We start from the raw sequence: 21,978 nt of genomic DNA, 5'->3' as shown, positions 1-21,978 counted from the left end.
AAGCTGGCAATTGGGGCTGGGGAGGTCTCGGTTGGGGCTGGAACAATTGGGGTTGGAATCCCTATTATTACAACAACTATTACGGAAGAAACTACGCCGTTACACGTGGTCGCAGAGGATACAGCGATTCCAGAATTCCTGGCACTTCACTTAGAGGAAGGTCTAACTTAGCCTCTAGAAATAGCGGTTATACCTCCAGATATAGGGCGGATAGCGGACGTTCCAATAGATCGGTGGCTAGGTCTTCATCAAGAACATCAAGGTCATATAGCAATGGAACTACAGCAAGAAGAGCCGTTAGTGCCGACGCTGTTGCCAGAAATCAAAATTATAGATCAAGTAGAAGTACACGTACCTCACCTAACTATAACAGCAATTCCAGGTCATATCGTTCGTACGGTACATCGCCTTCGTCCAGAAGTAATAGCTCTTATAGCAGAAGTAGGAGTGGCAGTGTGAACAGAAGTTCTTCTTCACCCACATACAGAAGTTCGGGCAGAAGCACACGAAGCTATCAGTCTTCACCTAGGTCAACGCCCAGTAGAAGCAACTATAGTCGCTCTTCAAGTGGTTCAAGCTCTAGAAGCTACAGAAGCAGTGGGTCAAGTTCCAGAAGTTCAGGCGGAAGTTACAGAAGCTCTGGTGGTGGCTCCAGAAGTTCTGGTGCCAGTAGATCTGGAGGCTCCTCAAGAGGTGGAAGAGGCAACGGAAGAAACTAAGATTCCTCTAATTTTAACGTTAAACTAAATCTCGGGAAATGAAACGAATTTCAACTCTCATCATGACACTGGTATGCGTATATGCAAGCGCCCAGAACATTGATGACGTACTAAGATATAGCACGGATAATACAATAGGAACCGCACGGTTCCAAGCCATGGGCGGTGCATTTGGAGCATTGGGGGGCGATTTATCCTCCCTTAACATCAACCCTGCGGGTTCTGCGGTTTTCAATTATAGTGAACTAAGTGTCACAGGGTCTAATTACCATAGGAACAATGATGCCCTTTTTGGAAACAGCGTCAGCAACACAACGCTCAACTCATTAGAGCTGAATCAGGTGGGAGGAGTTCTTGTTTTTAAATCCAACAATAGCCCTTGGAAGAAAATCGCACTTGCCTTTAACTATGACATGGTACAAAACTTTGACAACGAGTTTTTCGCTGCAGGGAATACAGCACTGGGTATCGACAATTACTTTTTGAACTTTGCCCAAGGAGAACCCTTGGGTCCACTACGCGTGCAGCAAGGTGAGTTTATAGAAGAAGCTTATTTGGATATCGGATCAAGCCTTGGCTTTGGAGCACAGCAGGCGTTTCTTGGTTTTCAGGCAGGTATTATTGAACCTACAGAGGACGATGATGCCAATACCTCTTATTTTTCCAATGCTGATTACAATAGTGTCAATCAAGAGTACTTACAGAGGACCTCGGGTTACAACAGCAAGTTTACCCTGAACTTTGCCAGTCAATACGAAGAAAATCTCTATTTAGGGGCTTCTTTGAATTTCCATAGTGTTGTCTATGAGCGTATCAGCTTTTTGGATGAAAGCGGATATAACCAAGATTCACCTGTTCAATTTACTTCTTTTGACAATCTATTGTACACTGAAGGATATGGGTTCTCATTTAGTTTAGGAGCCATAGCAAAATTGAATGAAAGTGTCCGTGTGGGGGGTAGCTATCAGTCGCCCACTTGGTATGAACTTACCGACGATTTTTCACAACGTATCAACTCTACCCTTGCGGTTTCTGACATCAACTTCATAGATTTTGGCATTGTAAACCTTTATGAGGAATACCGAATCAAAACTCCGGGAAAACTGACCGGAAGTGTTGCCGTGGTTTTTGGTGAAGATGGCCTTTTAAGCTTTGATTATGGCTATCAAGATATGTCGCAAGCAGAGCTTAGGCCTGCTTCGGACCCTAATTTTTCTGCTGAAAATGATTTTATCGCCAGCACATTGGGTGTGGTGAACACGTATCGTTTGGGAGGGGAAATTCGATTTGATGAAATTAGCTTACGAGGAGGATATCGCTTTGAGAGCAGCCCTTATGAAGATAGCGACTTGGTAGGTGACCTTAACGGGTTCTCTGGAGGTATAGGATATAGTTTTGGCGGAAGCCGATTGGATTTGGCTTTCAGTAGAACAGAGCAGGATGTAAATGCTTTCTTTTTTGACTCAGGCATCAACAGTGCCGCTATGGTCAACAGAATCAATACCAACATCTCATTGGGGTACACCATTAAATTTTAATCGAAAAAAGAATACTAAAAATAAGGTCGGAAGGAATTCCGGCCTTTTTTGTTTACTATCGCACCAAAGAAAAATGCCTACGTACCGAACGTGCCACAATTACCCCGCTATTATCCCGGTCGTAGTCCAAGCGAAACCAATAATCAGAAGAAGGTAGGTCCCTGCCATTATAGGTACCGTCCCACCCAAGACTGGGATCTAATTCTTTCAATAATTTTCCATAGCGGTCAAAAATATACACCACAGGATTGTTCAATTCCTCAATGCCAAAAACATTCCAAGTATCGTAAAATGAATCACCATTGGGCGTAAAAAACTTAGGATAGCCCACTACTAAAAACTCGAAGGGTTCACTGGTACCGCAACCATTTTTATCATTAATGATAACTGTATTGAGCCCAGGAGGCACATCCATGAAAATAGGATCATCTTGAAACTCCCCACGATTGATGGCATATTCATAGTCGCCATCACCCACAGGAACAATTTCAATATTATAGGGGTCCGTCTGATCACTATTGACCAAATCATCCAAGACCCGTACCTCATCCAGTTCAGGAGTTCCATAAAAAGTAATGAGGATATCATCTTGAATGGTGTTTCCAAAGGTGGATTCAATAGTCACTCTATACCTTCCGGAGTTTGGACTGGAAACCGTCCATTCGGTCTGCCCCGCCCCTGTAGCAAGAACCGTTTCGTAGGTTCCGTCATCATCTGCATCCAATTCCCAAGTGATATCAGCAATATTAGGGCCGGCTGGAGAATTTAGGGCACTGAGGACAATATCAGGATCACCCTCGCAGGCTACAATATCCAATCCTAAAAATTGATCTCGCAATGTACAATCCAAGGCATTGTCCTGATCGGCATCCACTGAACTTCCGGTAAAGGTCAACTCAAAAGATTCTGGGTCGTCATCAAAATTGGTATTGTAATTATTGATGTAGAGGTAATATATTTCACCGGCGGTAACGTCCAACCATTCATCATAAGTGTTCTGGCTCTGCTTCACAAAAGGAGCCCCCACTCTTCCATCCACCGGATTTACGCCCATTCCAGTAAAGTTGGTGTCATTGGTTTCGTAGTTACATCGAATCGGTTGTGCACTTCCATCTCCAATTAGGGTGCAAAACGTCTGCCCAGAGGTTTCATCAAAGGGTCCATATAATGCAAAATCCCATTCTGCGGTTACCACTCCCGTTGGTCCGGGAAGCGCTTCAATATCAAATCCTATCTGTCCATCGGTCCCAGCCCTAAAGACATACCATGCTGTATTGTTCTCTATATTGGCAGAACTATTGCTCCCTTTTTCCAAACAACCGGTCTGGGTAATCACCTCAGGGTCAAAATCGTCGATATCACCCCCTCCATCAGTGGTTCCCAAGATAGGAGCATCGGCACAAACAGGAATGGCAGTTCTACAATCTGGGGAGTTTTGAGCGCTCGCTACAATGGTAAACAGAAGTAAACAGATAGCACTTAATAGAGCTCTCATAGAATTTTGGGGCTATAAGGTTATTCTATATTCTAACCTGTATAACTCCCTACGCCATGGTTTTAGTATACGTTGGACGAAAAAATATGCAGTTAATCGATAAACTGCATGCCATCTTATCGAACTAAGGAGAAATGGCTCTGTAGGTATTTGGCATTTACGCGAACACCATCGTCATCTATATAGGACAGTTTAAACCAATAGTCTGTAGACGGAAGCGGTTTTCCGTTGAAGCTACCATCCCACCCTGAATCAAATTCGGTCATCTGCTTGATCAATTTTCCATAGCGGTCATAAATGGTAACAATGGGAGAATTGAGTTCAGAAAGCCCTTCAATTTGCCAGCTTTCATTAAGGACATCGCCGTTGGGTGAAAAAGAGGTCAAAAAACCAACCACCACTATGTTATCCTCTACCTCTCCGCAACCATAAATATCGCGCAAGTATACCCTGTGGTTTCCCGGGGTAACGCCTTCAAACACATTGTTGGACTGATAGGCTCCATCATCCATTCGGTATTCCAAGTTTGCAGAATTCCCTTCTGTAATGATGGTAACCATATTATTGGTTCGTAAATCTTGTATGTCTATGGCCACATCAGCAATGCTGGGTAGGGTGGACATGCTTACTGCAATCGTACTGGTGACCTCGCAAGATGAGTTGCTTGATGTATTGGTTATGGTAAGGGTATATTCACCTTCCTCAGAAACCATAATGCTGGGCGATTGTTCCCCGGTGCTCCACAAATAGGTAAATGCAGGATTGGGCATGGTCTCACCAATTTCAACAAATCCCAAGCTTTCACATATAACCGCTTCCTCATCAAAGGTAATTTCAGGGGTTTCAATGGCATCCAAAACAAAATTTTGTGAAGCATCGTAACAATCTGGATTCGCCAAAGAAGTGGTCCGTACATAAATAGTTTCCGGTCCAGGACTTTTTTCATATTGTTTTTGCAGTGGATTGATTCCCAAATTGGCATCCGCTTGAGAACTATGGTAGCTGACCATAAAATCATTTGAATCTTGGGAACCCAATGCCTCTGCATCCTTAGTGCCAAGGTCAAAAACTATATTGGGAACATGGCAATAAACCGTATCGGCCATAGTAGCTGTAGTGGGCGTGGGCGTAAATCCAACTTGAACATCACTGATGATTGTTTCCATCCCCGTTGTGACCACAACACGATATTGTGCCGAATATGGAACAGAATATGTTGAAGAAGTGGCTCCAGATATAAGTTGGAACCCGCTTCCTGTATCACTATACCATTCATAGCTCATAGCTCCAGAGGTGGCGACATCCAACACTACAGGATCATTTTCACAAGCGGCTATGGGTGGCCCCAACAGGTTATTGATAATGGAGCAATCCAAGGCATCGTTAGGGTTGGTAATCCATATGTTTCCGGTAAATTGAATGGAAAAACCGGAGTTCACATTACTAAAATTGTTGATAAGGAGATAATAATCCTCACCAGCATTTACCTGAAGCCAATCTTCATAATGTACGGAATCTTCATCACCGGTGGGATCAACCCCCACTCCAATAAAGCTTTTGTTTTCACTGTTATCGAAAAAGTTACAACGAATGGGCTCACCCAACATGTTGCAGTCAGAAGCACGATAAAGCGCAAAATCCCAATCTTCGTTACTATTGTGCCCAATGTTAAAGCCCAACTGCCCCGAAGCTGCGGTCCTGAATCGGTACCAAGCAGAATTGGATTCTATGGATCCAGATAACGTCTGCTCCAAACACCCACTGGAACTAGCACCATTAAAATCATCAACCCCAAAACCATTGGTACCCCCATTGATCGGCGTGTTGCTACAAATAGGTATAGCATTGCCACATTCTTGGGAAACCTGGGCATGTGAAAATTGCCAAAAAAGGCATAAGATTAAAGTTCTAGTCACCAATTTTACCATAAAAGACTGTAGGTTTGGGCATTATAAAAATAGTGAGGCCCTTGCCTTAACAATAATTTATGTTGTCAAACTCACCATACCAGATGTTAAATCGTTCATTAATGTTATCTTTGCTGTCTTGATGAAACAGCTATGAAATTAGAGCAGGCTTTGGAAGAACAGTATGAGGAAAGGGGCAACGATCATGTTGGCTCTTCAACAGAGACCCCTATAAGGGAAGATGCTTTTGTATTGAGCGACGAGGAAAAAATTGAACGGATACAGAAAAATGTCCGTGAAATTATGTTGACCCTCGGTCTTGATTTGGACGATGACAGTCTTGCAGGAACCCCAAAAAGGGTCGCCAAAATGTATGTGAAAGAGGTTTTTGGCGGATTGCACCCCAAGCGCAAACCAGAATCATCCACCTTTGAAAACAAATACAAGTACGGTGAAATGCTGGTGGAAAAGAACATTGTACTCTACTCCACTTGCGAACATCACCTGTTGCCTATCATTGGAAGAGCCCATATTGCCTATATCTCCAATGGTACTGTGGTTGGTCTTTCCAAAATGAACCGTGTGGTTGACTATTACGCCAAACGTCCTCAGGTACAAGAACGGTTGAACATACAAATTGTAAAAGAACTCCAGCAGGTCCTGGGAACCGAGGATGTGGCCTGTGTCATTGACGCAAAACATTTATGTGTAAATTCCCGCGGTATCCGTGATATTGAAAGCAGTACCGTTACCGCAGAATACGGGGGCAAATTCAAGGACGAAGCCATACGGAGGGAGTTTTTGGACTACATCAATCTGGATACCGACTTTTAACGCCACATTTTTCAATGCAACTTTACAAGGACCAAAACCTTAGAGTACACAATTCACTTACCGGAAAAAAAGAGGTTTTTCAACCCATAAATGAAGGCCATGTAGGCATGTATGTCTGTGGGCCAACAGTGTACAGCAATGTACATTTGGGCAATTGCCGCACATTTATGTCATTCGACATGATTTTCAGGTACTTTAAGCATTTGGGTTACAAAGTGCGTTATGTTCGCAACATTACTGATGCCGGGCATTTGGAAAATGATGCAGATGATGGTGAGGACAAAATCGCCAAAAAAGCAAAATTGGAACAGATTGAGCCCATGGAAGTGGTACAGCGCTACACCGTGGATTTTCACAATACGCTACAGCAGTTCAACTTATTGCCTCCAAGTATTGAACCTACCGCCACCGGACATATTATTGAGCAAATAGAGATTATCAAGGAGATTCTTGAAAAAGGCTATGCTTACGAAGCGAACGGTTCGGTGTATTTTGATGTGATCAAATTCAACAAGGACCATGAATACGGTAAACTTAGCGGAAGAAAGTTGGAGGATATGATCGCCAATACCCGAGAGCTTACCGCACAGGATGAAAAACGAAATCCACAGGATTTTGCGCTTTGGAAAAAAGCAGAACCCCAACATATCATGCGTTGGCCTTCGCCTTGGGGCGATGGTTTCCCAGGGTGGCATTTGGAATGTACTGCCATGAGCACCAAATACTTGGGTGAAACCTTTGACATCCACGGGGGTGGAATGGACCTTAAATTCCCGCACCACGAGTGTGAAATTGCACAAGCTGAGGCCAGTACGGGGAAATCACCCGTAAAATATTGGCTGCATGCCAATATGTTGACCTTGAACGGAAAAAAGATGTCCAAATCCACAGGAAACAATATCTATCCTTCTGAAATTATTAGTGGTGACAATACTATTCTGAGCAAGGCCTACTCGCCAGCCGTGGTTCGCTTTTTTATGATGCAGGCCCACTATACCAGCATTTTGGATTTAAGTGATGAGGCACTACAAGCTTCAGAAAAAGGGTATAACCGTTTGATGGAGGCCATGGGCAGTTTGGATGCCCTTAAAACCGGTTCAAAATCTGATTTCGATGTACTGGCTTGGAAGCAGAAATGCTACGATGCCATGAACGATGATTTCAACACACCCATCCTTATTGCTCATCTTTTTGATGCGGTAAAACACATCAACTTGATTAAAGAAGAAAAGGAAAGCATTACTGAGGCTGATAAAGCAGAATTGAGCAGTACCATGACCGCTTTTGTGTATGAGGTTTTGGGAATTGAAAACCAATCTTTGGCAAAAGATGATTCCAACGCATTGAACGGAGTAATGGAATTATTGATTCAGTTGCGAAACGAAGCACGTGCCAACAAGGATTTTGCCACTTCAGATAAGATTCGGGATGAATTGACCGCTCTTGGAATACAATTAAAGGATGGTAAGGACGGAACTACTTTCAGTATAAATTAAACAGAATAATGGGGGAACAATGTCACTAAAAAAGATTCTTATCGCCCCTTTTGTTTTTATGGTCCGTGGCTACCAGCTCCTTATTTCACCCTATCTCCCGGCTACCTGCAGATACTCTCCAACCTGTTCTACCTACACCTTGGAAGCACTTAGAAAACACGGTCTTTTTAAAGGAGGTTGGCTTTCTATAAAAAGAATTGCCAGTTGCAATCCCTGGGGCGGAAGTGGTTATGATCCTGTGCCTTGACAAATGCAAGTGCAAAAAACAAGTGCAAGTTCAAAAAACAAGTTCAAACACACGTTTCAAGTGCAAGCGCAAAATGGTTTCAGAAAGGTTAAGAGTAACCAAAAATGCAACAATCCAACGGCCCAACCATTCAAAGTAGTTATATTAGTCCAAAAATTCACATAGATGTATTTCCTAGGCTTTAACTGGAACCCCGAAGGCACCCTTTTTAAATTGGGTTTTATTCAGATAAAATATTACAATCTTCTTTGGATTGCCGCCTTTGTGGTCGGTTGGTTCATCATGAAGAAAATCTTCCAAAATGAAAAAAAGTCCATGGAAAAATTGGACTCCCTATTCATTTACACCGTGGTCTCCATTATGCTCGGTGCACGTTTAGGTCATGTTTTCTTCTATGATTGGGCGTATTATCAAAACCATTTGGTGGAAATTCTGTTGCCCATCCGAGAAAATGCAAACGAATCCCTTTTTGGAATCATCAATGGGTATGAATTCACCGGTTTTACCGGGTTGGCCAGTCACGGAGCTACCATCGCTGCCATAATTGGCGTGTGGTTATACTGTAGAAAATGGGAAGACATCAACATGCTTTGGTTGTTGGACAGATTGGTGATTCCATCCGCTATTGGAGCCTGTTTTGTGCGTTTGGGGAATTTTTTCAACTCCGAAATCAATGGAAAAACCGTTGACGAGTCCTTTTTTATGGCCACTCGATTTATTCGGGATTCTGACGACATGCCGGCCTACAAAGCCATGGCTTTGACCAAGCAACAAACTGAAAACGCGGCGTACAAGGCCATAGAACATAATCCTGATTTCACCTCTATTTTGGAGTCGATTCCGTTTCGCCATCCAGCACAATTGTACGAGGCCATTTGTTATGTTTTTGTCTTTATCACTCTATATCTTTTGTACTGGAAAACCGATAAAAAGGATAAAACAGGTTATCTTTTTGGGTTGTTCATGGTACTTCTTTTTGCAGTCCGCTTTGTGGTGGAATTCTTCAAGAAAAGTCAAGGTGGGTTCGAAGAATCTTTGGGCCTTCTCTCCACTGGACAGTGGTTGAGTATCCCCATGGTCATCATTGGGCTCTACTTTATGTTCCGGCCAATAAAGTCAAAAGCATAACATCATGCGAAACATTTTCATCCTTGTTTGCATTTCATTTTTTATGTTTTTGGCATGCAAAACGGAATCCAAACGTGAAATCAAGACGGAAACCATTGCATTTAAAAAAGAAGGTGACCTGTCCATATTTAAACAGGATACGGATTCCATTGTTTCAAACTTTGATATTGAAATTGCGGATACCGAGTATGAAACCCAAACAGGCCTTATGTACCGGTCTTCCATGGAAAAAAATCAGGGGATGTTGTTCATTTTTCCTGAGGAAGCCATGCATTCCTTTTATATGAAAAACACGGAGTTTCCTTTGGATATCATTTACATTGATGCCAATCAGAAAATCGCAAGCTTCCAAAAAAATGCGGAACCCTTTAATGAAAACAGTCTACCTTCAAATGCCCCGGTAAAATATGTGTTGGAAATCAATGCCGGACTGTCTGACCAAATGGGATTACAGGTGGGCGATAGTATTTCCTTTACCCGAAATTAGATGTCAAAATATCTGCTGGAAAACCAAAGTTCGGAGCGTTTGCTGTTCCGAAAGATTGAACCATCCGATTTTGAGGATTGGCTCCCCTTTTACCACAACCCTAAATCCACCCAGTTTTGGGATGGACTCTCCTCCGACCCTATCGAAGCGTGCCAAACCCAATTCAACCGAATATTTGAGCGCTATGAAAATGACTTGGGCGGCATGAATGCCTTGATCTTAAAAGAAACTGGTGAGTTGGTTGGTATTTGTGGCCTTTTGGTACAAGAGGTTGATGGTGTAGAAGAGCTGGAAATCGGATACTCGATTTTACCTAAATTTTGGTTGCAAGGCTTTGCGTTTGAGGCAGCTCAAAAATGCAAGGAATTTGCTTTTGCCAACAACTTTTCAAATTCTTTGATTTCCATTATCCATGTGGATAATATTCCTTCCCAAAAAGTTGCACTAAAAAATGGGATGTATTTGGACAAAACCACCGATTACAAGGATAATCCTGTCCATATTTTTAGAGTTACCAAAGGATAATTGTAATTTTAGGGGATATTTTCTTCGCATGGACCAGCCCAAAAACTACGCGATTCTTACCAACAACACATCGCAGACCCAAGAATTTGTTGCCAAACTTTTGGGCAACATCAGTATAGATGAACTAAAGTTTCTACAAAACAAGAGAGGACTTCTGTTTTCAAGGTCAGAGATTGAGCGGTTTATGGATGAAGAAGACCGCCATGATCTAAAAATTCTGACAAAGGATACTGAACAATCCTTAAAAACGATGAGCAGCGGTGAGCAAAAGAAAGCGCTGCTCAATTATTTGTTAAACCAAGAGCCTGATTTTTTGGTGCTCATCAATCCGTTTGACAATTTGGATGTGGCCACCCAAGAAAGTTTGAAAGAGCGATTAACTGAAATTTCAAAGTCGAGGTCTTTGGTACATTTTACAAGTCGATTGGGTGATATACTCCCTGTGACCACCGATTTCTTCAAACTGAACGGAAATGAATTGGAAAAATATGCATCCCCGGAAGCATTTTGGGAAGCCAACCGTTATGATGACCCACAATTTAAAGGCACCATCCCCGCCCCCATCAATCCCATAAAAGACGAAAGTACCGAATTGGTCAATTTCACCAATATATCGGTAAGTTTTAATGGTCGGCAAGTTTTAAAGGATATTAATTGGTCTGTAAAACAAGGCGAGTTTTGGCAATTGATAGGCCCTAACGGCAGTGGAAAAACCACCATGTTGTCCATAATCACGGGAGACAGCCATAAAGGATATGGACAGGACCTTACCTTATTCGGGCAAAAGAAAGGCAGCGGTGAAAGTGTATGGGATCTCAAGCAAAGGATAGGCTATTTTACGCCCTCGGTAACCGATAAGTTTAGAGGTTACCACAGTTTGGAAAATATGATTATCTCTGGCCTGCACGATTCCATTGGTTTATATGTATTACCAACCCAGGCTGAAAGACGCCTTGCTGGACAATGGTTAAAATTACTAGGGATGCATGATAAAAAAGACACCCATTTCCGTGAACTTACTTCCGGCGAAAAGCGATTGGTAATGACAGCACGGGCCATGGTGAAGCACCCTCCTCTCCTTATATTGGACGAACCTACCGCTGGTCTGGATGATAAAAGTGCGGCTTTGTTTGTGGCTTTGGTGAACAAAATCGCAAAAGAAAGTGATTCGGCCATCCTTTTTGTTTCGCATAGGGATGAACCTAAGCTTGATCCCCAATTTATTTTTGAATTAATTCCTTCAGAAAACGGCTCAACAGGTATTTACACAATGAAAAATAAAAGGCCGCTCCAAGAGAAAATGAAACGGCCTTTTAAGGTGTAATCTAAAACTATTGTTATGCTTTATCAGCAGGAACAATTTTCTCTTTTAAAGAATCGAACATGACCGGTGTTGCAATGAATACCGAAGAATAGGTACCTACAATAACACCAACAATCATGGCGAACATAAATCCTCTAAGGCTTTCTCCTCCAAAAACGAATATGGCCAACAATACAATCAAAGTAGTCAATGATGTATTCAAGGTTCTACTCAAGGTACTATTTAGAGCTTCGTTGATATTTTCTCCAGCCTTCCAACCCTTCAGCCCCACAATCTCACGAATACGGTCAAATACTACCACGGTATCGTTCAAGGAATAACCAATTACCGTTAGAATGGCCGCAATAAAGGCTTGGTCAATCTCCATGTTAAAGGGCATAATGCTTCCGGTAAGAGAGAAGATTCCCAACACAACCATCACATCATGAAAAACAGCGACAACAGCTCCCAAAGAGAACTGCCATTTTCTAAATCGCAATAAGATATAGAGGAACACAACAGCCAAAGAGCCCAAAATGGCCAAAAAGGCATTCTTTTTTATATCATCCGCAATGGTTGGTCCCACTTTTACGGATTGTAATATTCCTATTGATTTTTCAGAAGCACCCACAGTGAAATCATCGAAGGAGGTACCATCTGGCAAATATTTTTGTAGCGATGTGTACAGTTTATTTTGAATTTCGGTATCGACTTCAATACCTTCTTCATCCACTTTATACGGAGTGGTGACTTTTATCTGATTGGCATCACCAAAGGTCTTTACATTGGTTCCGCTACCAAATACTTCATTCAATTCTGATGCAATCTCAGAAGGGCTCACGGCTTTCTCAAAACGAATTTGGTACGAACGACCACCGATGAAATCAACGCCTTGGTTAAGGCCGTTGGTAAACAAAGAAAAAATACTTACTGCCACCAAAATCCCAGAAACCACATAAGCAATCTTACGTTTCACCAAGAAGTCAATGTTCATTTTGCTGAACAAATTCTTGGTAATACTCGTAGAGAAATCCAATCGTCTGCCTTTTTTAGCTGTGTATGCTTCAATCATTAAACGGGTTACAAAAATGGCCGTAAACAATGAGGTAACAATACCGATCAAAAGTGTGGTTGCAAATCCTTTAATGGGCCCTGACCCAAATATGAATAGGATAATTGCCGTTAAACCAGTGGTAATGTTGGCATCCAGAATAGAGGACAACGCGTTACCAAAACCATCTGCAATGGCTTGCGCCTTACCTTTACCACGGGCCAATTCCTCTTTTACCCTTTCAAAAATAAGTACGTTGGCATCTACCGACATACCTATAGTCAAAACGATACCGGCAATACCGGGCAGTGTCAATACCGCTCCCAAGCTGGTCAACACTCCAAAAATCAACAAAATGTTGAATACTAAAGCAATATCGGCGAAAATACCGGCCTTACCGTAGTAGAAAATCATCCATATCAATACAAAGAGCATGGCTATGACAAAGGACATAAATCCACTGTCAATGGCCTCTTGTCCCAAAGATGGACCTACTACTTCAGATTGAATGATCTCTGCGGATGCAGGTAGCTTACCAGCACGCAATACGTTGGCAATATCTTTGGTTTCATTTACCGTGAAAGTTCCTGTAATCTCAGAACGTCCACCAGAAATTGGGCCAGAAGAAACACCAGGGGCCGTATATACCTTATTATCCAATACAATGGCAATACCCGTTTGATTGTTATACGCATCACCGGTCAATTCTTCCCACTCCTTGGCACCGCGAGTGTTCATGGTCATACTCACGGCGGGTTTATTGAACTGGTCAAAGGTATCTTGTGCATCGGACACCACATCCCCACTGATTCTTGGAGTACCATCCCTATTGGATTTTAGGGCGTATAATTCAACCACCTCAGCATCTTGTGAGGGTCTCTCCCATAAAAATTTGGTGAACTGCACATCATTGGGCAGCAATCTTTTGATTTCAGGCATTCTTAGATACCCTCCTATTTCCGCCGTGTCAGTCACCAAAGCACGGGCAATGGCATGGCTGCCTGGATCAGCAGGAATTAATTTTCCCAACAATGGATTGGTCTGAGGGGCCATATCCAAAGAATCTTGGGAGACATCAGACAATAGAGAGTCAATTTCTGATTCTGGCTTGGAAAGCTCATCCTCTCCAGATTCAGTAGGCTCCAAAATCTCTTGAAGTCTTTGGTTGGCACTTACAAAGAATGCGCCTAAGCTTTGATTGCTCTGCGGATAGGTTTCCCAAAACTCCAACTGGGCGGTACTGGACAACAGTTCCTGGGCACGGGCAATATCGCGCGCTCCGGGAAGTTCCACTAAGATTCGTCCTGAATTTCCTTCGCGTTGAATGTTGGGTTGGGTCACCCCAAAACCATCAATACGCTCACGGAGTACTTCAAATGCAGAAACAATGGACTCATCAATTTTTCTTCGAATAACAGGTTTTACCTGATCATCCGTCATCTGAAAATTAATGTCATCACTTAACCCCTTGTTGGCAAAAATATCGGGAGAGGCCAATTTGGTATCTCCTTTACTATTATCAAACGCTTCAAAGAACAGTTCCAAATACGTATTATCGCTACTTTTGGATGCCTCATCGGCATCGGCCAATGCTTTGTTGAAAACGGGGTTTTTGGTATTGTTGGCCAAACCTTTCAAGATATCTTTTACAGAAATCTGAAGGGTAACGTTAATACCCCCCTTAAGGTCAAGACCTTTGTTCAACTCTTTTGTCTTGGCATCTTCATAGCTGGTAAATCCTAGAACGGAGTTATCGCTGATGGAATCTAAATACGATGCCTCTAAAGCTTCACGCTTAGCCACATAATCCTCCTCTGCCTCTGAAATTTGGCTAACGGCGTAAGCTTCAGCATCTTTTTCCAACTTACTTGTTATGAAAGTAAAGGATAGCTGATAGATACTCACCAAGCCAAAAAGGATAGCGAAAAGCCTTATTAGTCCTTTATTTTGCATTGATTGTTAAATTTTTAGAAGTTTTCTTAAACAGCGTGCAAATATATCATTTCCCATAAGATTTGCCAATAGAAATTGATGGAATTGTATTTACAGCTAACGGATGGGTGTTGAATCTAGAGTCGGGAGGTTATAAAATAGAGACAAGACGAAACAAACAAGACAATAACCAAATCAACAAACACCAAACAAAAAACAAAAATAGATTTCTCGACTGTGCTCGAAATGACATTAACGGCTAAACGGTCATTTCGACATGAGATGCAAAGCATTGATTGACAAATCCAATGGCTGAAATTCAAGTATCAAGTTCAAGAAACAAGACCAAAGACAAGAGAAAGTAACTGAATAACCAAATAACTGAATTACCCAATAACTGAGTGCCTGAAAAAAAAATTGTCATTTCGAACTAAGGGGCAAAAAAACCAATTGTAGTATGGGATTTCTCGCTTTTCCTTCGACTGCGCTCAGGATGACAGCTCGAAATGACAATTCTAAATTTGGATCAATTGAAATTAAACGTCCAGTAGGCCGTTGGTCTTCTTAACGCCTTCTGCACTTTCCTGCATTTTTGCCTTTTCGGCATCGGTCAATTCAATTTCAACGATTTCTTCAATACCGTTTTTACCTAAAATCACGGGCACACCTATACAAATATCATTAAGGTCGTATTCTCCTTCCAAGAATGTGGAACAAGGGAACATCTTCTTTTGGTCGCACGCAATGGCCTGAACCAATCCAGAAACGGCAGCTCCGGGAGCATACCAAGCACTTGTTCCCAGCAATTTGGTCAATGTAGCGCCACCAACTTTGGTCTCTTCAACTACCCATTGCATTTTTTCTTCGGAAAGGAATTCAGAGACTTTTATACTGTTTCGCGTAGCGTGCGCAATCAAGGGAACCATACCGGTATCACTGTGCCCACCAATCACCATTCCGTCCACATCAGAGATGGGTGCACCCAAGGCTTCGGCTAATCTGTATTTAAAACGGGCGCTATCTAATGCACCACCCATTCCTATAATTTTATTTTTGGGCAAACCTGTGGCCTTGTGTACCAAATAGGTCATGGTGTCCATAGGGTTGCTAACTACAATAATGATGGCATTGGGAGAATGCTTCAGCAGGTTACCGGAAACATCCTTTACAATTCCCGCATTAATCCCTATAAGTTCTTCACGAGTCATCCCCGGTTTACGTGGAATCCCTGAAGTGATTACCGCAATATCGCTATTGGCTGTTTTGGAATAATCGCTGGTGCTTCCAGTGATTTTGGTATCAAAACCATTCAAGGAAGCAGTTTGCATTAAATCCATGGCTTTTCCTTCCGCGTATCCTTCCTTAATATCCAATAACACAACTTCTGCCGCAAAATCCTTTATGGCAATATATTCTGCACAGCTTGCTCCCACTGCGCCTGCTCCAACTACGGTAACTTTCATTTTTAAGGGTTTAAATTTTAATCGTTCAAAAATAAGGCATTTAGCTTAGAAAAGTGCTGACTTCCGCTAGTTTTAAGGAAGGATTTTTACCCTTAACATAATTCAGTAAAATCCTTGGACCTGTTAACAAAATGTGTCGTTCATCGAAGAATTTAATTTCCATGAAATCTTTTGCGATGTTTTTGCAATAATTTCTTACAAACCTACGTTCTATTAGTCCCAAATTTAACCTATTTGACCTATGAAAAAGCTCTTTTCATTGTTGTCCATTATTGGCATTATAGCCATAAGCAACTGCAGCCGCATCCCAGAGAACAACGATCCCATTTTGGGCATATGGGCCAAAACTGAATCTTCAACATTAAATGGCAAAAGTACCGAGTCAACTCGGGAAGAGTGGATTTTCAACGATGTTTATCTGGGCAGATACCAAAGTTATTCAAACTCCAAACTGGTTTTTTACACTGATTTTAAATGGTCCCAAGAAAATGGGGTCTACACCATTATCTATGGTGATCCTCAAGTGGAGGACATCACGGTCAGTTTAGAACAAAGCAACGACCCTGAAATTTTAGCCCTGGAGAATGGTTCGGTCTTCGCCACCAGGGAATAGACAGGAAGACTACTTATATGAAAATAGAAGGCCCCAACGTAATTGTTGGGGCCTTTTTAATGGTTGGTCAGTTGGTTTGGTCATTATCTAAATCCGAAATTGACACCAAAGGTGAAGGTGCTGAACTCAGAAATATTGTAATCTGCATTGAGCCTAAAGAAGCCCAATTTTATTTTGGTACCCAGCGTGGCGGCAACCCCACTGGTTTTTTTCGATACTGTAAATGGGTCTTCTATGGTTTCCGTAAAGAAAGGTCCGTTGGCCTCATAAGTTCCCAATAAATCTATATCTGATTTTCCGGTGATATATCCCAATCCTCCGTAAAAATTGATTACAGGTATTTTTCGGGTAGATACCACAGCACTAAAGTTCCAGGTTTTAACAGAGGCATCAATACGTTGGTCTTCACCATTGATGACTCCAGTATCTGTAAAATCGTACTCTCCTGTAAGCCCTGTATATCCAATTACCGCGGAAATGGCCACAGGCAATAATTTATCAGCTGGAAGCATTTTGGTGAAATCATACTGGATACCCGCACCAAAAAGTCCAATTTTGGCATCGTCATCAAACTTGATTTTTGGCAAAAAACGGGCTTTTACCTCAAGGCCTTTTACCAACCCTACGCTTCCCTGAATGTATCCAGAAGGGATAAAGTTGAAATTTTCGGCAGCCAATCCGGAAGGCAATTCAAACTCTTCTCGGAACAATCCACTTTCATCTTCAACAAAAACCGTAATGCCTTCAATATCCCCCAGTGCGGTTGAAACAGGCCTGGCCTGCCCAGGATTGTCCACAAAGTCGAGGTTTTCATAGTCGTTGGGGTCTAGAATGAAAGCTTTTTTATCATCCTTGTTCTTAAAACCGGTCAGGTTTCCAACGATGGATATTTCAAAGCCACCCAATGGCTTGGAGTCGGCCGTATTATACCATCCATTGGAAATACTATAGATGGTTGCTTCGGAAACGGGAGCCAAATAAGCATTGGCAAAACGTTCAGCGTCTTCGACACCGGAAACGAAGAGGTCGTTTAAATCTTGCGCTTTGGAAACGGTCACCATGGTGAGGGCAACCAACAAAAGGATTTTTTTCATTTTGTAAATTTTTCCTAAAACTAAAAAACTCGCCCTGTAAGAGCGAGTTTTTGTTGTGAAATAACGGTTATCTATACATCTATGTTGGCATAGACGGCATTTTTCTCAATAAATTCCCTTCTTGGAGGCACCTCATCGCCCATCAACATAGAGAAGATTCGGTCTGATTCCGTAGCATTGTCGATACTTACTTGGCGCAACGTTCTAAATTCCGGGTTCATGGTTGTGTCCCACAATTGTTCCGCATTCATCTCACCGAGACCTTTGTAGCGTTGAATACTGGCTCCGCCATTCATTTCTGCCATGATTGCATCACGTTCCTTATCGTTCCAAGCATATCTTTTCTTGGCTCCTTTTTTAACAAGATATAGGGGAGGTGTAGCAATATAAACATGGCCTCCTTCTATCAATTCACGCATGTAGCGGAAGAAGAAGGTAAGAATCAAGGTTTCAATGTGGCTACCATCCACATCGGCATCACACATAATCACCACTTTATGGTATCGTAGTTTATCCAAATTCAAGGCCTTGCTATCTTCTTCGGTTCCAATGGTAACGCCCAAAGCGGTATAAATGTTTTTGATTTCCTCGTTTTCAAAAACCTTGTGCTGCATGGCCTTCTCCACATTCAAGATCTTACCACGAAGTGGCAAAATAGCTTGGAAGTTTCTATCTCTACCTTGTTTGGCCGTACCTCCTGCGGAATCTCCCTCTACCAAGAATACTTCACATTTGGTAGGGTCTTGTTCGGAGCAATCTGATAATTTTCCAGGTAATCCCCCAACACTCATTGGGTTTTTACGCTGTACCATTTCACGTGCCTTGGCGGCTGCATGTCTGGCTTGGGCTGCCAATTTTACTTTTTCAACGATTTGTTTGGCATCATCTGGATGCTCTTCCAAATAATCGGTCAACATTTCGGATACAGCTTGACTAACGGCACTGGTCACCTCTCGGTTTCCAAGTTTGGTTTTGGTCTGACCCTCAAACTGGGGCTCGGCTACTTTTACGGATACGATGGCCGTAAGTCCTTCCCTAAAGTCGTCTCCCGAAATCTCAAATTTCAACTTGTCCAACATCCCAGAGTTGTCCGCATACTTTTTCAAAGTAGTTGTCAATCCTCTTCTAAAGCCGGAAAGGTGTGTACCCCCTTCATGGGTGTTGATGTTGTTCACATAGGAGTGAAGATTTTCAGTATATCCGGTATTGTAGACCATGGCCACTTCCACCGGAATGCCATTTTTCTCGCCCTCCATAGCGATGACACTTTGGATAAGCGGCTCCCGGTTTCCATCCAAAAATTTGATGAATTCCTTTAGACCTTCATCAGAATGAAACGTTTCAGAAATAAATTCCCCTTTATCGTCCTTATGACGTTTATCGGTAAGGGTAATGGTGACACCTTTGTTCAAGAAGGAAAGCTCACGCATCCTATTGGCCAAAGTCTCATAGCTATATTCAATGGTTTGGGTAAATATGGTCTCATCTGGCATAAAGGTGACCACCGTACCGGTTTCCTTACTTTCACCAACGCTTTTTACAGGATAAAGGGTCTTTCCCCGTTCATATTCCTGTTCCCATATTTTTCCATCCCGATAAACAGTGGCTTTTAAATGACTGGAAAGGGCGTTCACACAAGAAACCCCAACACCGTGAAGTCCACCGGAGACTTTATACGAATCTTTGTCAAACTTACCCCCTGCCCCAATTTTGGTCATAACCACTTCAAGGGCAGAAACACCTTCTTTTTTATGAAGGTCAACGGGAATACCCCGTCCGTTATCTTTTGTGGTAATGGAGTTGTCCTCATTAATGATAACCTGGATGGAATCACAGTACCCTCCCATGGCTTCATCAATGGAGTTATCCACTACTTCATATACCAAATGGTGAAGTCCACGCACCCCAACATCCCCAATGTACATGGAAGGCCTCATGCGCACGTGCTCCATGCCTTCAAGGGCCTGGATACTGTCCGCTGAGTACATTTTCTTATTCGCTTCTTCGCTCATATATTCTTCGTATTTGCCTTGAATTTTTCAAATCTTACAAATATAAAGAATACCCCTCTAAATTAGGGCGCTGAAGCCTCTCGGACACCCTAAGTTATCAACAAAAACCTGTGGAAAACAACGTGTTTTGAGCCTAGTGCACCCAGCCGCTGACCAAAAACAAAAAGCCCCTTGCACAAGGGGCTTTTCCGACTAATTGAAAATGAAACAAAACAGCATCTTCCCGCTACATTCTCGTATGATAGGTTGGTTATTTATTTTACGTATGCATCAGAATGCACCTTGGCTACAGCCCTTCCTGAAGGGTCGTTCATGTTTTTAAAGGCCTCATCCCACTCCAAAGCAATCTTGGTACTGCATGCTACGGAAGGTTCCTGTGGAACGCTTAAAGCTGCCGCATCTGATGGAAAATGACTTTCAAAAATGGAACGGTAGTAGTATTCTTCCTTTGATGTCGGTGTCTGAATGGGAAACTTAAAGTGTGCATTGGCCAATTGCTCATCGCTAACCTCTTCATTGACCAATTCCTTAAGCGTGTCTATCCAACTGTATCCCACTCCATCGGAAAACTGCTCTTTCTGTCTCCAAGCCACACTTTCTGGTAAATAGGATTCAAAAGCTTTGCGCACCACCCACTTTTCCATACGTTCTCCGTTGATCATCTTATCTTTTGGGTTGATGCTCATGGCGACATCCATAAACTCCTTATCCAAGAAGGGAACTCTACCTTCAATACCCCATGCTGCCAAGGATTTGTTGGCACGAAGACAGTCGTACATATGCAACTTGCTCAGTTTTCGTACAGTTTCTTCATGAAAATCCTTCGGACTTGGAGCTTTGTGGAAATACAGATATCCACCGAACAACTCATCAGCTCCTTCCCCGGACAACACCATTTTAATCCCCATGGATTTAATGACTCTTGCCATCAAGTACATGGGCGTGGACGCTCTTACGGTTGTAATATCATAGGTTTCCAAGTTGTAGATTACATCTTTGATGGCATCCAGACCTTCTTGGATGGTAAATTTTATCTCATGGTGAACAGTACCAATATGATCCGCTACTTTTTGGGCTGCGACCAAATCAGGAGAGCCTTCAAGCCCTACTGAAAAGGAGTGCAACTGAGGCCACCATGCATCCACAGTATCACCAGACTCAATTCGCTTTTGGGAATATCTTTTTGCAATGGCGGAGGTTACCGAGGAATCCAATCCTCCGGACAACAACACCCCATACGGCACGTCGGACATCAATTGGCGGTGCACTGCGGCTTCTAAAGCATCTTTTATAGCTTCAATACTGGTTTCGTTCTCTTTTACGGCATCGTATTCCATCCAATCCCTCTCGTACCATCTTACAAACTCACCCGTTGAGCTGTGCAAGTAATGTCCCGGAGGGAAAAGTTCTATTTTGGAACAGGTGCCTTCCAATGCTTTCAATTCGGAAGCAACGTAGAACGTTCCGTTTTTATCCCACCCGATATACAAGGGAATGATTCCCATGTGATCGCGAGCGATAAAATATTCATCTTTTTCACTATCGTAGATGGCGAAACCAAAAATTCCGTTCATTTCATCAATAAACCCAGGTCCCTTTTCTTGATAAAGGGCCAATATCACCTCACAGTCAGACTGTGTCTTGAATTCGTATTTCCCTTCAAACTGCTTTCTGAGTTCTTGATGGTTATATATTTCGCCATTGGCCGCCAATACCAGTTTACCATCAGCACTTAGCAAGGGCTGTTTTCCCGATGCAGGGTCTACAATCGCTAATCTTTCATGGGCCAAAATGGCCTTATCGTCCGCATAAATTCCGCTCCAATCCGGACCTCTGTGCCTTACCTTTTTAGACATTTCCAATAATTGGGGGCGTAACACTTCCGTGCTTTCTTTTACATCAAACGCGCATACAATTCCACACATATCAATAATACTTTAATAACAATTTTGATGCAAATATTAGCCTTATACTTTTTAAATAAAAGTTTAAAATAAATATATATTACAAATTGAAATAATTAAACGTATTTACATGTTACATTGTAATCGCACAATAGAACTTCTACGCAAAATTATTCGTTTTGTAAGGTTCTTAAATTTTAACGTCTCTTTATAAAAACACCAAGTAATTA

General features: G+C 42.3%; 16 protein-coding genes and 1 pseudogene. 10 read left to right on the top strand and 7 right to left on the bottom strand.

Annotation, left to right across the window (positions count from 1 at the left end; genetic code table 11):
* A pseudogene (locus AB1A65_RS17120) lies at nucleotides 1-719 on the top strand (hypothetical protein); the annotation flags it as partial.
* 38 nt (nucleotides 720-757) lie between these two features.
* Nucleotides 758-2,257: an aromatic hydrocarbon degradation protein gene (locus AB1A65_RS17115; RefSeq protein WP_366591154.1), complete on the top strand. Its 1,500-nt coding sequence runs from the start codon at nucleotides 758-760 to the stop codon at nucleotides 2,255-2,257.
* A 55-nt stretch (nucleotides 2,258-2,312) separates the two neighbouring features.
* Here the strand turns inward: AB1A65_RS17115 and AB1A65_RS17110 are convergent, their stop codons facing one another.
* Entirely contained in the window at nucleotides 2,313-3,752 is a 1,440-nt protein-coding gene (locus AB1A65_RS17110; RefSeq protein WP_366591153.1) for a T9SS type B sorting domain-containing protein, read from the bottom strand.
* 116 nt (nucleotides 3,753-3,868) lie between these two features.
* Nucleotides 3,869-5,680: a T9SS type B sorting domain-containing protein gene (locus AB1A65_RS17105; protein WP_366591152.1), complete on the bottom strand. Its 1,812-nt coding sequence runs from the start codon at nucleotides 5,678-5,680 to the stop codon at nucleotides 3,869-3,871.
* A 132-nt stretch (nucleotides 5,681-5,812) separates the two neighbouring features.
* On the opposite strand from AB1A65_RS17105, the gene folE reads away from it, so the two are divergent.
* The 7 genes from folE to AB1A65_RS17070 all read left to right on the top strand — a co-directional run bounded on the left by folE (nucleotide 5,813) and on the right by AB1A65_RS17070 (nucleotide 11,700).
* Complete coding sequence (gene folE, locus AB1A65_RS17100; protein WP_366591151.1) at nucleotides 5,813-6,493, top strand: GTP cyclohydrolase I FolE; 681 nt, start codon at nucleotides 5,813-5,815, stop codon at nucleotides 6,491-6,493.
* Between the two features lie 14 nt (nucleotides 6,494-6,507).
* A complete protein-coding gene (gene cysS, locus AB1A65_RS17095) occupies nucleotides 6,508-7,989 on the top strand; it encodes a cysteine--tRNA ligase (RefSeq protein ID WP_366591150.1) in 1,482 nt (493 codons plus the stop codon).
* A gap of 19 nt (nucleotides 7,990-8,008) precedes the next feature.
* The gene (gene yidD, locus AB1A65_RS17090; protein WP_366591149.1) at nucleotides 8,009-8,236 is read left to right on the top strand and encodes a membrane protein insertion efficiency factor YidD; all 228 of its coding nucleotides are present in this window, start codon (nucleotides 8,009-8,011) and stop codon (nucleotides 8,234-8,236) included.
* A 165-nt stretch (nucleotides 8,237-8,401) separates the two neighbouring features.
* Nucleotides 8,402-9,364: a prolipoprotein diacylglyceryl transferase gene (lgt, locus tag AB1A65_RS17085; RefSeq protein ID WP_366591148.1), complete on the top strand. Its 963-nt coding sequence runs from the start codon at nucleotides 8,402-8,404 to the stop codon at nucleotides 9,362-9,364.
* Nucleotides 9,365-9,368: 4 nt separating this feature from the next.
* Entirely contained in the window at nucleotides 9,369-9,851 is a 483-nt protein-coding gene (locus AB1A65_RS17080; RefSeq protein WP_366591147.1) for a DUF192 domain-containing protein, read from the top strand.
* The gene (locus AB1A65_RS17075; protein WP_366591146.1) at nucleotides 9,852-10,376 is read left to right on the top strand and encodes a GNAT family N-acetyltransferase; all 525 of its coding nucleotides are present in this window, start codon (nucleotides 9,852-9,854) and stop codon (nucleotides 10,374-10,376) included.
* Nucleotides 10,377-10,404: 28 nt separating this feature from the next.
* A complete protein-coding gene (locus tag AB1A65_RS17070) occupies nucleotides 10,405-11,700 on the top strand; it encodes an ATP-binding cassette domain-containing protein (protein WP_366591145.1) in 1,296 nt (431 codons plus the stop codon).
* Between the two features lie 13 nt (nucleotides 11,701-11,713).
* On the opposite strand, the gene secDF is transcribed toward AB1A65_RS17070, so the two are convergent.
* Both secDF and mdh read right to left on the bottom strand, forming a co-directional pair.
* Entirely contained in the window at nucleotides 11,714-14,683 is a 2,970-nt protein-coding gene (gene secDF / locus AB1A65_RS17065; RefSeq protein WP_366591144.1) for a protein translocase subunit SecDF, read from the bottom strand.
* Nucleotides 14,684-15,198: 515 nt separating this feature from the next.
* A complete protein-coding gene (gene mdh / locus AB1A65_RS17060; RefSeq protein ID WP_366591143.1) occupies nucleotides 15,199-16,125 on the bottom strand; it encodes a malate dehydrogenase in 927 nt (308 codons plus the stop codon).
* Between the two features lie 241 nt (nucleotides 16,126-16,366).
* Here mdh and AB1A65_RS17055 point away from each other — a divergent pair, with 241 nt between their 5' ends.
* Nucleotides 16,367-16,738, top strand: coding sequence for a hypothetical protein (locus AB1A65_RS17055; RefSeq protein WP_366591142.1), 372 nt, complete (start codon nucleotides 16,367-16,369; stop codon nucleotides 16,736-16,738).
* A gap of 83 nt (nucleotides 16,739-16,821) precedes the next feature.
* On the opposite strand, the gene AB1A65_RS17050 is transcribed toward AB1A65_RS17055, so the two are convergent.
* From AB1A65_RS17050 to asnB, 3 genes are all read right to left on the bottom strand, one after another.
* Entirely contained in the window at nucleotides 16,822-17,832 is a 1,011-nt protein-coding gene (locus tag AB1A65_RS17050) for a DUF6588 family protein (RefSeq protein ID WP_366591141.1), read from the bottom strand.
* A 71-nt stretch (nucleotides 17,833-17,903) separates the two neighbouring features.
* Complete coding sequence (gene gyrB / locus AB1A65_RS17045) at nucleotides 17,904-19,844, bottom strand: DNA topoisomerase (ATP-hydrolyzing) subunit B (RefSeq protein ID WP_366591140.1); 1,941 nt, start codon at nucleotides 19,842-19,844, stop codon at nucleotides 17,904-17,906.
* Nucleotides 19,845-20,098: 254 nt separating this feature from the next.
* A complete protein-coding gene (gene asnB, locus AB1A65_RS17040) occupies nucleotides 20,099-21,769 on the bottom strand; it encodes an asparagine synthase B (protein ID WP_366591139.1) in 1,671 nt (556 codons plus the stop codon).
* Nucleotides 21,770-21,978 lie beyond the last annotated feature (209 nt).

The sequence above is a fragment of the Allomuricauda sp. ANG21 genome, assembly GCF_040705235.1.
GTDB classification, from domain to species: Bacteria; Bacteroidota; Bacteroidia; order Flavobacteriales; family Flavobacteriaceae; genus Flagellimonas; species Flagellimonas marina.
Note: the sequence above shows the minus strand (reverse complement) of the source record. Positions and strands in the feature narration are given on the sequence as shown.

What these genes read in the sequence shown, in the direction of transcription:
- AB1A65_RS17115 (WP_366591154.1), top strand. Translation starts at nt 758, where the DNA reads ATGAAACGAATTTCAACTCTCATCATGACACTGGTATGCGTATATGCA.
- AB1A65_RS17110 (WP_366591153.1), bottom strand. Translation starts at nt 3,752, where the DNA reads ATGAGAGCTCTATTAAGTGCTATCTGTTTACTTCTGTTTACCATTGTA.
- AB1A65_RS17105 (WP_366591152.1), bottom strand. Translation starts at nt 5,680, where the DNA reads ATGGTAAAATTGGTGACTAGAACTTTAATCTTATGCCTTTTTTGGCAA.
- folE (WP_366591151.1), top strand. Translation starts at nt 5,813, where the DNA reads ATGAAATTAGAGCAGGCTTTGGAAGAACAGTATGAGGAAAGGGGCAAC.
- cysS (WP_366591150.1), top strand. Translation starts at nt 6,508, where the DNA reads ATGCAACTTTACAAGGACCAAAACCTTAGAGTACACAATTCACTTACC.
- yidD (WP_366591149.1), top strand. Translation starts at nt 8,009, where the DNA reads ATGTCACTAAAAAAGATTCTTATCGCCCCTTTTGTTTTTATGGTCCGT.
- lgt (WP_366591148.1), top strand. Translation starts at nt 8,402, where the DNA reads ATGTATTTCCTAGGCTTTAACTGGAACCCCGAAGGCACCCTTTTTAAA.
- AB1A65_RS17080 (WP_366591147.1), top strand. Translation starts at nt 9,369, where the DNA reads ATGCGAAACATTTTCATCCTTGTTTGCATTTCATTTTTTATGTTTTTG.
- AB1A65_RS17075 (WP_366591146.1), top strand. Translation starts at nt 9,852, where the DNA reads ATGTCAAAATATCTGCTGGAAAACCAAAGTTCGGAGCGTTTGCTGTTC.
- AB1A65_RS17070 (WP_366591145.1), top strand. Translation starts at nt 10,405, where the DNA reads ATGGACCAGCCCAAAAACTACGCGATTCTTACCAACAACACATCGCAG.
- secDF (WP_366591144.1), bottom strand. Translation starts at nt 14,683, where the DNA reads ATGCAAAATAAAGGACTAATAAGGCTTTTCGCTATCCTTTTTGGCTTG.
- mdh (WP_366591143.1), bottom strand. Translation starts at nt 16,125, where the DNA reads ATGAAAGTTACCGTAGTTGGAGCAGGCGCAGTGGGAGCAAGCTGTGCA.
- AB1A65_RS17055 (WP_366591142.1), top strand. Translation starts at nt 16,367, where the DNA reads ATGAAAAAGCTCTTTTCATTGTTGTCCATTATTGGCATTATAGCCATA.
- AB1A65_RS17050 (WP_366591141.1), bottom strand. Translation starts at nt 17,832, where the DNA reads ATGAAAAAAATCCTTTTGTTGGTTGCCCTCACCATGGTGACCGTTTCC.
- gyrB (WP_366591140.1), bottom strand. Translation starts at nt 19,844, where the DNA reads ATGAGCGAAGAAGCGAATAAGAAAATGTACTCAGCGGACAGTATCCAG.
- asnB (WP_366591139.1), bottom strand. Translation starts at nt 21,769, where the DNA reads ATGTGTGGAATTGTATGCGCGTTTGATGTAAAAGAAAGCACGGAAGTG.